The 12,173-nt window shown below is 61.4% G+C and carries 11 protein-coding genes and 1 pseudogene; 1 reads left to right on the forward strand and 11 read right to left on the reverse strand.

Annotation, left to right across the window (positions count from 1 at the left end; all coding sequences use genetic code 11):
• On the forward strand, positions 1 to 335 hold a 335-nt coding region (locus WJW29_RS02170), incomplete at its 5' end, for a transposase (RefSeq protein WP_181689868.1).
• A gap of 117 nt (positions 336 to 452) precedes the next feature.
• Here WJW29_RS02170 and WJW29_RS02175 read toward each other — a convergent pair.
• The 11 genes and pseudogenes from WJW29_RS02175 to WJW29_RS02225 form a co-directional block, all read right to left on the reverse strand.
• Positions 453 to 1,453: pseudogene (locus WJW29_RS02175) on the reverse strand (TraB/GumN family protein).
• A gap of 88 nt (positions 1,454 to 1,541) precedes the next feature.
• Positions 1,542 to 2,003 carry a cupin domain-containing protein gene (locus WJW29_RS02180; protein ID WP_011409035.1) on the reverse strand — a complete coding sequence of 154 codons (462 nt, stop codon included), beginning with the start codon at positions 2,001 to 2,003 and terminating at the stop codon, positions 1,542 to 1,544.
• Between the two features lie 38 nt (positions 2,004 to 2,041).
• A complete protein-coding gene (locus WJW29_RS02185) occupies positions 2,042 to 2,836 on the reverse strand; it encodes a WecB/TagA/CpsF family glycosyltransferase (protein ID WP_042465094.1) in 795 nt (264 codons plus the stop codon).
• Positions 2,837 to 2,840: 4 nt separating this feature from the next.
• On the reverse strand, positions 2,841 to 3,635 hold the full coding sequence (locus tag WJW29_RS02190) for a polysaccharide pyruvyl transferase family protein (protein WP_011259692.1): 795 nt from the start codon (positions 3,633 to 3,635) through the stop codon (positions 2,841 to 2,843).
• Positions 3,636 to 3,671: 36 nt separating this feature from the next.
• Entirely contained in the window at positions 3,672 to 4,868 is a 1,197-nt protein-coding gene (locus WJW29_RS02195) for a glycosyltransferase (RefSeq protein ID WP_011409037.1), read from the reverse strand.
• Positions 4,869 to 4,932: 64 nt separating this feature from the next.
• A complete protein-coding gene (locus WJW29_RS02200; RefSeq protein WP_011409038.1) occupies positions 4,933 to 6,426 on the reverse strand; it encodes a lipopolysaccharide biosynthesis protein in 1,494 nt (497 codons plus the stop codon).
• 17 nt (positions 6,427 to 6,443) lie between these two features.
• Positions 6,444 to 7,493 carry a glycosyltransferase gene (locus WJW29_RS02205; protein WP_011409039.1) on the reverse strand — a complete coding sequence of 350 codons (1,050 nt, stop codon included), beginning with the start codon at positions 7,491 to 7,493 and terminating at the stop codon, positions 6,444 to 6,446.
• On the reverse strand, positions 7,490 to 8,632 hold the full coding sequence (gene gumH, locus WJW29_RS02210; protein ID WP_011259696.1) for a GDP-mannose:cellobiosyl-diphosphopolyprenol alpha-mannosyltransferase: 1,143 nt from the start codon (positions 8,630 to 8,632) through the stop codon (positions 7,490 to 7,492). Before gumH ends, WJW29_RS02205 begins: the two co-directional genes overlap by 4 nt.
• A gap of 67 nt (positions 8,633 to 8,699) precedes the next feature.
• Entirely contained in the window at positions 8,700 to 9,776 is a 1,077-nt protein-coding gene (locus WJW29_RS02215) for an acyltransferase family protein (protein ID WP_011409040.1), read from the reverse strand.
• Positions 9,777 to 9,792: 16 nt separating this feature from the next.
• Positions 9,793 to 10,884: an acyltransferase family protein gene (locus WJW29_RS02220; protein WP_011259698.1), complete on the reverse strand. Its 1,092-nt coding sequence runs from the start codon at positions 10,882 to 10,884 to the stop codon at positions 9,793 to 9,795.
• Positions 10,881 to 12,170, reverse strand: coding sequence for a hypothetical protein (locus tag WJW29_RS02225; RefSeq protein ID WP_049756340.1), 1,290 nt, complete (start codon positions 12,168 to 12,170; stop codon positions 10,881 to 10,883). Before WJW29_RS02225 ends, WJW29_RS02220 begins: the two co-directional genes overlap by 4 nt.
• Between the last annotated feature and the right edge of the window lie 3 nt (positions 12,171 to 12,173).

Consider the following 12,173-nt stretch of genomic DNA (forward strand, 5'->3'; position numbering starts at 1 on the left):
AGGATCTGGACGTGCATCTGATCTGCGACAACGACGCCACCCACAAGCACGCCAGGATCAAGGCATGGCTGGCCAAACGGCCACGCTACCACATGCATTACACGCCGACCTACAGCTCCTGGCTCAATCAGGTCGAGCGCTGGTTCGGCCTGATCACCCAACGGGCGATCAGGCGCAGCTCCTTCGACTCGGTGGCCGATCTAAAGCGCAAGATCAACGCCTTCGTGGAGCACTACAATCAAAATCCGCGACCGTTCAAATGGACTGCGACCGCTGACTCGATCCTCGCCAAGATCGAACGGCTCTGCAAAGTTATCAACGGAACGCCACACTAGAATGCATGCCACCGACGCGTGCCGGACGCGCAGCGGCCGCATGATGCAGCGACCGACCCGTACCTGCCTCTGTGCTCGCGCTCAGCATGACGCGGCACACGCAGCTACCGAAACCGGTCAAGGCGCTTCCACCTCATAGCCTGGCACCTGCAGGCGCGCCAGATAGCCATCCGGCGCCGTCAGCCGGCTGATCGACAGCACAGCGAAGGTGCTGCGATTACGCTGCAAGGCGGCGGTGGCGATGCTCAACCAATGGTCACGCATGCGCCGTTCCAGATCGTCGATGCCACGCGTCTTCGCAGCACCGGAGCTAGCCACCGCACTCATGCAGGCGGCCTGCCGATCTTGGTGCGGTAGCTGACGCAAGACCTCTAGATCGCCTACCGACCAGGCATTGGCACGCTCCACCATCGTAGGCAAATCGCGTTCCACCGTCACCAGAATGCGGCGAAAACATTCGATATCGTTCATGCCACCGGCACGGAATTCCTTGAGCGCCTGTCGCGGGTCCGCGATCTTGTGGTCCAGCACCGTGGGCGTCGGCTTGATGCCTGCGCGCTTGGCGGCGCGCTCCACGACCGACCAGATCACCGGCGCGCGGGTCAGGCCCGCGCGCTTCAGCGCCGCCTGATACAACTCGCCGGCTGCCAGCATCGGACGCTTGCGCTCGACGCCTTGGTCGCTGCCGAGATAGCGGGCTTTGGCCACGCTCCAGCGCGCATACAGATCGGGCGGCAGCACCTCGCGCAGTTCGCGGCCATCTTCGTTCTTCATCGCCTTCATCGCCGATGGCAACAAGGTCAGCCTGCCGAAGACCCCCATGCCGACATCGAGCGCTATGCTCGGCGCCATCAATACCTGCTGGGACTGGCCGATGCTGGTTTCCACTTCGGTCGATTGCCATTGCAGGCGTTTGCGCAGCGGCGACTGCGTGCCCAGTATCCACAACACGTGCTCGCCCTTGCTGACCTTCCACAAGCCCGGTCCGGGCTGCACGCCGCGCACGACCATGGCCTCCAGATCCACCACCGGCGGCGGTGGCGGCACCGTCTCGCTGGCGGTCGCCAATAGCGACTCAGCATCAAGCCCGCTCCCCATCCCTCTACCTTGCGTTGCATCGGATGTGGCCCCCTGTTTGAGACGGACAGTACGCAAGCCGGCAGCGGCCGCGTCAGGGAAGGGTTCGGCCGTCCTCGTCGTCGATGCCTAGCCTGGGAGCAACGTCGCCAGGTGCGCAGCTAGCGGTGAGGCCTCGTTGAGCAGCGCAAAGCCTTCCCAGACGAATCCCGGCGACACCGTGCAGCCCACCAGGGTGAAGTCACCGAGCGAACGTGCCGCTTGCCAGCAGCCTGCGGGCACCACATGCATCGGTTCGCCGCGCTCGGCGGCATCCACAACCACACGCTGCAATCGCGCGCTGGAGGCGTCGTAGATCAGTAGTTCCAGCGCATCGCCTTGCTGCCAATGCCACGTCTCTTCGGCATCCACACAGTGCCACGCACTGCATTGGCCTGCGCTCAGCAGAAAACGAATAGCGGTCAATGCCGGGCGGGTCTTACCGTTGTCGGTCACCTGGTGTGCGGAGGCATAGACGCGGCGGTAGTGCCCGCCTTCCGGATGCGGAGCGAGGTCCAGCGCGTGGATCAGGGCGGCGGCGGTCGGATGCATGCGTGCATGCATGCTAGGCCAGACGCGCCACCGCTGCATCAGGGCAGCTGTTTGCCCGCGCGCAAACAGGTGCGGAAGAACACCAGCAGATCCCAGCTATAGCGCTTGAGCAAACGGCGCGGCTCGTTGAGCAGCCGATACATCCATTCCAGATGCAGGCGCCGCACCCACTCGGGCGCACGCTTGGCGGTACCCGACAAGAAATCGAGCAACGCGCCCACGCCGAAGACCAGCGGCACGCCCAGCGCATGGCTGTGATCCAGGATCCAGCGCTCCTGCAGCGGGTTGCCGAACGCCACCAGCAGCACATCGGCACCGGAGCGATTGATGCGCTCGGTCAGACCCTCGCCGGCCGCCGCGAATTCGCCGTAGCCATCGCACATACCGACCACCTGCTGACCCAACGTCCCGGTCAGCGTGGCTGCAGCGGTCTTGCCGACGCCGGGACGACCGCCCAGCAGGAAGAATTTGAGCGGCTGCGCACTCTCACGGCACAGATACGGAATCAGGTCGGTGCCATTGAGGTTGCCGGCGAAGCGGCGGCCGTGGATCAGCCGCGCGGCCAGATCCATGCCGATCCCGTCATTGACGATGCGCACGCTGGGCTCGCGCATACGCATGCGCAGCGCTTGGCATTGCACGATGAAATTGGTATTGGCGAAGAACACCCGACGCGGCTGACGTGCTGCCAACGCATGGAATAGATCCAGCGCGAAGGCTTCCTGGGTTGTGGACAACACCGGAAAGCCACCTAACGCAATCACCACACCGGGCGGCGTGTTCCCGCTGGCAATTCCCGTCGTCTCAACATCAACGCGCTGGCCCTGCATCATCGCATCACCAAAGGTCGTAAGGGAATACAGACAACAGTCCGGCCTGCAGTTTTTCCAAATCGAAATCGCCGTTGCCGCCCAACTGAAGACACTCTTCCACGCTGTTACCGGAATGCCACTGCATGCGTCCGGTACCGTTGTAGTAGTCGTCGTACTTGAAGCGATCTTCGCCGTTGCCCCAATCCAGATACACCGCGGGTATCCCATAGGCTTCGGCGAGAATCAAGCCATGCAATGAGCTGCTGACCACCAACTCGACGCCAAGCAACGCGCTCATGAAGGTCGCAGGCTTCACGTTGGGGAACACCAAATGTTCCTTATACGCACTGTACTTTTCGACCGGCTCATTGAAGTGCGGCACGATGGCGAACGGCCGCTTGTTGATCGGGCCCAGCGCGTCGGCCGGGAAGAACATCGGCGTCAGCAGCCCGGGATCGCCATACACCTCCGGCACCGCGATACCGCGATCGAGCAGAAACTTGCGCGTCTTCGGACCACGCACTGCACGCACATCGAGCGTACTGAAGGTGTTGCGTTCGGCAGGAATCTTGCCGTTGATGCCACTGCCCCAGACGGTGTCACCATCTTTGGCGAAATGCAGCACCGAGCCGATCGCGATCAGCTTCTTGCTCAGATCCTGCTTCTCGATCAGCGTCTTGTCCTGCAAAGACAACACGCAGGAGACGATCACCTTTGACAGGTGATCTCCCATATTCACACCAGCGTTTTTGGGCTGCCACCAGAACAGTGCACGACGTTCTGCATGTTCTATCCATTTCTGCAGCAAGGCGTTGGCCATAAGGTTGGAGTCTCTTAAAGAAAAATGTGCGCCGCATCAATGCGAGAGCACAGCCTCTGACGAGGCGTGCACTGCTGCGCCTTGCTGTGGATACAGACGGGTTTCCGGATACGCGCTGGGAGTCAGCACGCGATCGGTGGTGTCGGACCAATTCAGGCACTGGCGATAACGTACGCGCGGTGCTTCCAATGCGCGGCCAATTGCCGCAATAACGGAATCAGCGTTGCCTGGGGTGTAGCCGAAACGCGATTGATACGGCCCGACCACCGCATTCGGACATACCGCAGGCAATCCGAAGAAATCGTATTGCAACAACTTCATCGAACTATCAGCCAAGTACACCGGCACCTGCTCGGACGCGTACGGCGCAATTCCGAAACGTGCGTGTTTGATGTAACCAATCGTCTCGGCGTGCTTCATTTCGCCATAGACCACGACGTTATCGCCATAGCGGGGATGCCGGCCCATGCCCGAGCCGATCACGTGAAACGTCACCTGCGGAAAAGCCTTGCTGGCAACCACGAAGAACTCCGGGTCGAACAGCATCGAACCGACCGCGACTGCATGGATTCCCTCGCCGTACGGCGAGGGATCGCCAAGTTGGTCCAGGTTGTGATCCACGCCATGCCCGACGTGGTAGACGTTGTCGCGGCTGGCGATCTCTTCTGCCATTGCCGGCGACACCAGTGCGATCACATCGAGCGTGGGCGCGACGCGGTCGAACTCGCGTTCGATGTAGGACGCCACATTGATCGTGCTCAGCCCGTCAGAGGCGCGATAGACCAGCTTCGCCGCCGGATTGACGCGTTTTGCCAGCTCGATGAAAGCAACCGCGATGCCACTTTCGAAGACGATCACATCCGACTCGCGCATCCAGTCGAGCAGTTGGCGTGGCGGGTGCGCAGCGTACCAGCGGAACATCGCATCCTCGAGCGCACGCAGCCACGGACGGCGCGTATTGAACGGATGCACCGTCGTACGCCACAGGTAGCAGTCGACGCCCTTATGCGAGACAACCGTGTTGGCAGTCTCGTCGAGCGGCAACCGCATATCCCCCTTCATGCGCGACAACCGGCTATAGCGCAGCGAGAAAAACCGCGTGGTTCCACGCAGCGCCAGTTGATCGGTGATGAAATGGATATTGGCGCGCCGCGGCGTGCGGTAATCGTGGGCGGACAAGACCAGATAGCAAGGCCGGCGGATGCCGGAAGCGGCGGCGGGTGTGTCGCTCATGGGCCGTGTCCTAATGAATGCGTGAGTGAAAGCATGACTGATTGCAGGCGAAGACGATGTCGACTCATCGACGCGCCTTGGCCTGCGTCAGCAACTTGCGAATGCTGATGATGGCAATCACATCGCGACGGAATGCAGGCCAGATCGCCAGCGCAAGCAGGCAAACCGCAAGCATCGCCGCTGCGCCGACGGCCAGCTGCTCCCAGAGCGAGCCGCCAACCGTGATGGATGCGTAATACGCGCATCCGCCCGCAATGCCATAAGCGGCCATGGTACGCAGCGCATCGGTGAAGAGCGCTCCGACCGGCGCATCGGAAATCTTGCCGATCCATATCAGCGACAGCGGCCAAGTCAGCAACAAACCGAACGAATAGCCGATCGCCACGCCCATCGCGCCCCAACGCGAGCCGACGAAGATGCAGGCGATCAGCAGGATGCGGGTGACCAGCGAATACACCAGCTGCGCGCGCATCAATCCCCGCGCAAGAAACACCCAATACGTCGCATAGGCGGCCGTCTGGAAGATACCGCCCAGTGTCAGTGCCTGGAACAGCGGTACGGCCTCGCGCCATTGCTCGCCCAGTACCAGCACGATCAACGGCATCGCCAATGCGCAAGCGAACGAGAACAGCGCGAAGATCAGATGCACCATCACGGTCTGTCCGCGCAACAGGAACGCACTGAAGCGTTCGCGGTCGTCCTGCAGCTGAGACAACACCGGCAATGCCACGCTGGTGGCCGGCGCATTGATCTGGTTCAACGGCATCATCAACAATTGGAATGCGCGGTTGTACAAGCCGAGCGCGTCCGGCCCGGTCCGCCACCCGATGATCACCTGCCCCACATTGCGACTTGCATAGCCCAGCAACTGGGCAGCCATCAGGTTCCAGCCGAAATTGATGAAATCGCGCATCGGGGCCGAACGCTGGTAGCCACCCGGCAACCAGCGCGCGCAGCTCGCGGCGATGACGAAATTGACGATGGCCTGCACCACCTGCTGGACCACCAACGCCCAGTAGCCCCAGCCGAGCAACGCAGCAGCAACCGCGGCGCCCAAGCCAAGCACCTGCGAGCCCGCATCACTGAGCGCTACCTGCCCAAAGCGCAACCCACGGCTCAGGTGCGCGCGATACTGCGTGGTCATGCCATTGATCAGGAAGGTGACCGCCAGTGCCTGGGAAATCGTCACCAGGGCCGGCTCTTTGTAGAAGTTCGCAATCAGATGCGCCGACGCGAACACCACCAGCGATAGCAGCAAACCGATGCCGCTGTTGATCCAGAACAGGTTATCGCGTTGCTCGCGGCTGACATGTTTGGCTTGCACCGCCGCTGCCGACAGGCCGAAATCGCGCAGGATCTCGGCAGCCCCCACAATCGCGGTGACCATCGCCATCAGGCCGTAGTCGTAAGGCCTCAGCAATCGCGCCAACAGAATGATGCCGCCGAACTGCACCACCATCTTGACCGACTGGCCAAGCATGGTCAATGCTGCGCCGCCAGCAGCGCGCGAGCCCAGGCTGCGTTGCGGAGGCGGCGGTGGTGGTGTGGGAGATGTCATCGTAGGTGTCTCTGCGGTCACAGCGCGGCGTCTCCGTCCTTGCCCAGCGCTTCCAGATAGGTGCGGTAATGCAACTGCCCGATCCGTGGCCAGTCGCGCTGCGAAAGATCCGGTACCGGCCCGCGCGGTGCGGCGCGCACCTTGTCGAGCATGCCGGTCAGCAGCGGCGCATCGAACTCGCCTTCATACAGGAACACCCACCCAGGTCCGACTTCCTCGGCGATGGATGCATTCGATTCGCTCCACGGCGCCAGCACCGGGCGCGCCAGCGACAACGCCAGCAGCAAGGTGCCGGAGTTATGCATCTGCCGATACGGCAACACCACCAGCTCAGCCTCGCTGACTTCGCGTGCCAGCACCGGCTCTTCCACATAGGCCAGCAAAGCGCTGATGCGCGGATCCTGCGTGCAGGCGTCCTCCACCAAGCTGCGCATCTGCGGCGTGGCCGGGTTGCCGACGATGCGTAGAGTCACGCGCGCATCGTCGACCTTGTGCATGACCTCCAGCAGCGTTTCGACGCCTTTATACGGGCGAATCAGGCCGAAGTGCAGCAACCGCCCCGGCACCGTGCTGCTCTGCTCCATCGTTGCGAACCAGTCGCGATAGTGGCCGTGCAGAATCGTATCGGTGAACGGCGGACGCGGCGGCGTAGTCGCATTGATGCGGATCCAGCGACGTGTCAGCCGGTCGATCCCGCGCAGCAGGCTCCGTTCGCGCCAACCGCGGTCTTCATGCGGTGCAAGATTGTGCAGGGTGCGCACCACCGGCGTGCCGGTCAGCTGCAGCTTGAACAACAACAATGCAGCACAGACCTGCTTGGCCAAGGTGCCTGCAGCAGTTGGATGGCGCAGCAAGTATTCGGGCCAATGCAGGTGCAACACGTCGTAGCGCGACAACAAAGCATCGCGCATCGAAAAAAAACGCGGATGCACTGCGGCGGGCAACGCGTCGTAGAGCTGGGTCAGGTACGGGTTGGTGTTGGCGGTGGGTTTTTCGGTGGAAAACAGCACCGTGACCTGCGGCTGGGTTGCCGCACGGGTCATCGACGGAGAGGCCAGCGCGCTCATCGCACCGCCTCCTGCACGCGCGGGATGCCCAACGCGTCGTGATATTCGTCGATGTAGCGCCCGACCACGTGCTTCCAGTCGTAGCGACTGACATAAGCCATGGACGCGGTACGGCGCGTGTCGAAATCGTTGTCGGCATGCAGCGCAAGCGCCTGCACTTGATCGGCTGCCGCCTCGATCTTGTCGCGATTGACGATCACGCCCTGGCCCGATTCGCTGGCAAGCCGCACGAACGGCGGAATATCGCTGAGGATCGGAATCAAGCCCGCACTCATCGCCTCAACCGCTGCAATACCGAAACCCTCATGCCGCGACAAGCAAACGAAAAACTGCGCTTGCTGCATCAGTGCACGCAGTTGCTCCTGCGAGGGCGACATGCTCAGCTGCACCTTGTCCTGCAGCCCACGCTCGGCAATCGCCTTGCGCAAATCGGACTCGTTCAGATCGTACTCGCGACCGGCGATGATCAGCCGCCATTGCGGGTCGCGCTTGAGCGCGGCTTGCAGCAACGCCAGCGTTTCGATCAGCCCCTTGTTGACCGACCAACGCCCGAAATACAGCATCGTTCGGCCGGGTGTGGTCGCACCCTGCCCTGCATATTTCTGTACATCCACACCGTTTTCGATCACGCGTAGTCGCGATGGCGCCACCACCTCGGCAAACAGATCGCCATCGTTTTCGCTGGTCGCGATCACGCGCGCATAGGCCAAGGCCGAGATGCGCGTCAGCGTCTGGAACCACAGCTGCTTCATGCACGATGCGTAAGCGGTGTGGAAAAACCCGCCATGCGTGGACACCACCATCGGCTTGCCGTGCAGCGGCTTGGTCAATGCCAGATAGTCGTAAAAAAAGTCGATACCGTGCAGATGGACAACATCGGCCGAACGAATCGCATCGAGTACCGACGGCGCCAACGGATAGCGCGACGATCCGCGATAGCCAATCCGCCGGATCGGCAGCCCTTGATGCGTGTCGTGCGCCGACAGCCGCCCACTGGGATCGGTGAACACACGGTCCAGCGTCACGACCTCAACCGTATCGGCGCTAGTGGCTTGATGTTGGCGGGCAACATTGAGAACGACCTCTTCCATGCCTCCGATCGAAGGATGGAATTGGCGAACGACATGCACCACTTTCATTACGCCAATCTCCTTTGCCAGCGACGCGCATCGAGTTGCTGCGACGGCTGATGATTCTGAAAACTCGTCATTTACGTTTCAATCCCAACATCCATGGCGCCCCACGCACCAGCACCGCGCGCATCGGCACGCTCATCGTGATCGCGAAGGCGCTTAGCCCCAACGCCCAGGCGGGCGTACCGATTGCGCTGCGTGCGATCAGGCCCGTCCGTGCCACCACGCTGGTGGCCACCAGGAAGACCAACGTATGCGTGCATAAAATCAGCAGCGTATTGGTACCGATCCACTGCACCCAGCGCATTCCCCGAATGAAATAGGCGACGCAAAACGTCATCGCCGTTCCTAGCAAGCTGACCAGCAGAAACACGGCCGCCGACTGCCCGAACTGCAAATTGTTCACGTCCACCTGCCCGTTCCACCCGGCCAGCCACCACCACACTGCGGCCAACGGCAACAACGCCAGCGCCCACACCTGCGCGCCCAGCGATCGCAGCGCTTCGGCAAAGCGCGACAGCCAGCCGCCTATGGCGATGAAGAACAACGCGACCGGCAGCACATCCAGTGCGAGCGGTAAACGCAATTGCAGCGACGGGAACCAGCCTGCCCATGCCAGCGCCAGTGTCAAGCTGATCGCCGCTACCGCGGCCGCACTCAATCGCGCACGCAAGGCAATGTAAGCAAGCATTGTGACAAACAAGGCGGGGAGAAACCACAGCGCCGGAAGCACATACAGACGTGAACCATTGGCCCACAGCAATCCGGTGAGCGGGTGCCACAACGGTCGCGTCTGTGGATGCCCCGCATGCCCATCCATCGCAGCGCTCAGCAACCACAGCGCATAGGCCACCATAAAAAATGCAAGATACGGAACCAGCAAGGTGCGCCCCAGCTTCGCAACCGTTGCGCCCGTCAATGCGCGCTGCCCAAACCGTTCGCCGACCCAGCCCGACAACACGAAAAACAGCGGCACATGGAAGCTGTACGCGAACAGCTTGTATGCGGGCGGCATGCCGCTGGCATGGCCCAGCACCACCAACGCGATGGCCACCGCCTTCGCAGCATCGATCTGCCAATCGCGCGTCGGCCTGGCGTCTGCCGAACTGTGCACACGCGCACCATGCGTTGGAGAGAGTTCGCTTGTCATGCCAAAAAAACGCCGTTCATGCCACCACCCGGCGCGCACCCAGCGTCCATGGCGCGAAGCGCATCAAGATCCAACGCAGCGGCACGCAGGCGGCCAATGCAAACAACGTGACGAACACTGCCCAACCGAGCCCCGGACGCGCACTGCCGAAACCACCAGCCAATGCCGCAACACCGGACAATACAAAGAACACCAACATATGCGTGCAAAGAATCAGCAAGGTATTACGGCCGATCCACTGCAGCCACGCCCAGCTTTGTACCAGCCGCGCCGCGCAGATCACCATCAACGCACCGAGCAATGCGCTCACCAGGAACAGCGCGTGATTGTGTCCGAATTCGAGCATGTTGACGTCGATTCGCCCGTTTGCTTCGGCCAGCCAGGCTACCGCTAATGCCAACACGACCGTCGCCAGGGCGCTGCCAGCCAAGGATGTCGGCAGGCGTGGCGACACGTAGATCAGCAAGGCGCCCAATGCGTAGAAACACAGCGACACCGGTAGCACGTCCAGGCCGAAAAAAATCCGCACGTGCTGGACTGGGAACCAGTTCATCCACAACCACGCCACGATCAATGCCAGCACTGCGATCAATATCGGCGACATCCGGCGGCGCAAGACCATGTAGCTCACCAAGGTCACCAACATGACGGGCAAAAACCACAGCGGTGGCTGCACATACAGGTCCGGACCAATACCGGTAAACATCGCCACCATCGGCTCCCACCAGGGGTGACTTCCCCAGCGCGCAGCCTTCTCACCGACATTACGGGTCAGCAACCAGTATGCGTAGCCCAGGAGATAAAAGGTGACGTATGGCAGCAGCAAGCTACGTGCCTGCTTGGCGATCGTCTGCGTCAGGCCGGTATCGCGCGAGGCATAGCCCGCTGCCAACCAACCCGACACCAGGAAAAACAGCGGCACGTGGAAGCTATAGGCAAACAAAGTCATGCCATGTGGGACGCCCTTGGCATGGCAGAACACCACCAACAGGATCGCAATGGCCTTGGTGGCATCGATGCGCGGATCGCGGGCGCGACCAGTGGATGCAACCTGCGACCCGGCGGCCGGCAAAGACGACGGGGATGCCGGCGTTGCCGACACACTCATCGTGCCGCTCCCGCAGGCAATAGCAACTGCGCGCCATCTGCCGTTGGATCATCCTTGATCAAGGCAGTCTGCGTGCCGGACGCAGACCAGGGCGGCAACATATGCCACATGCAACCGCAGACAAACCACCACAACGCCGAGGTCTTGATCGAGAAGTAGCCGTTGGAGACCAACAGGCTCAAGGCGAACGCGAAGATCGCCAGATTCTTGAACAGCTGCCCTTCCTTACTGGGCATCAACAGCAGGAAGGAATACGACAGCAGGAACGCCAGCACGCCGACGATCGACTGCGACGCAATGAAATACGAGATTCCGCTATCGAAGTAACGGTACGCCTGGTCAAAATCCAGGCCCATCCAGGACTCGAACGACAGGTTATTCATCGAATACACGGTGAAGAATACCCGCCCCATCGTGGTGTCCTGGTAGGCAGTGATGCCCGTGACCCAGACCAGCAACCACGCGCTCATGATCACCAACAGGAACACCAAAAAGGCCAGTCGTTGATCCAGCCGTTTCAACAGCGGCGACAGCAACACCATCAAGACACAGGTGCCCGCCGCCAATCGTCCGTCGGAGGCCACGATCATGAAGCCGATCAACCCCACAGACAGAATCAGCGCCGCCGGCCGCATCCAACGCCAGAACACCAGCACGATTGCGGTAAAGAAGCAGATGTAGTTGCCCATCGTCACAGGCTCGATGAACATCGAGGAGGCACGCGGCAGATTGGAACCCGGCAGGAAGTTGCGCTCGCCCGGCCGCGTGGCGCTGACGAACAGGTTGCTGTCTTCGTTCCAGAAACCTTCGGCGCTCATGCCACGCGCATTGACGAAGAAGCTCTTGGGGTTGATCAGATCGCCGTATTTCACTGGCATCGCCAATTCGAAGGCGGCAACCAGCGAGACAATGATGGTCATGCGGATGAAGAGCTTGGGCACCGAACCGGTGTAAGCCGAGCCAAGCACGACGAAGGCGAAAACCACCAGCGCGTCGCGGAAAAACTTGGGGTCGATCTGCCAGTTCACCAAAAAACGCACGAACATCAGCGCGACGATGAAGCCGAGTCCACTGACGATCAAGGCAATGCGTTTACGGCTCAGCGAGCCCAGACCAAGCAAAAAGCAGGCCGCGTAAACCATGACCTCGACAGCGTAGGTGATCACCGGTCGCACGGTGAACACGTTCGCGTTGACGAACGCCAGTACCAGGTTGTAACCCACGCCTACCAGCAACGTCAGCTCAATCAGCAGGTTGTGCCAGCGGACGCGAGTTTCCTCTCTCATTCG

The organism is Xanthomonas sp. JL1 (genome assembly GCF_038405005.1).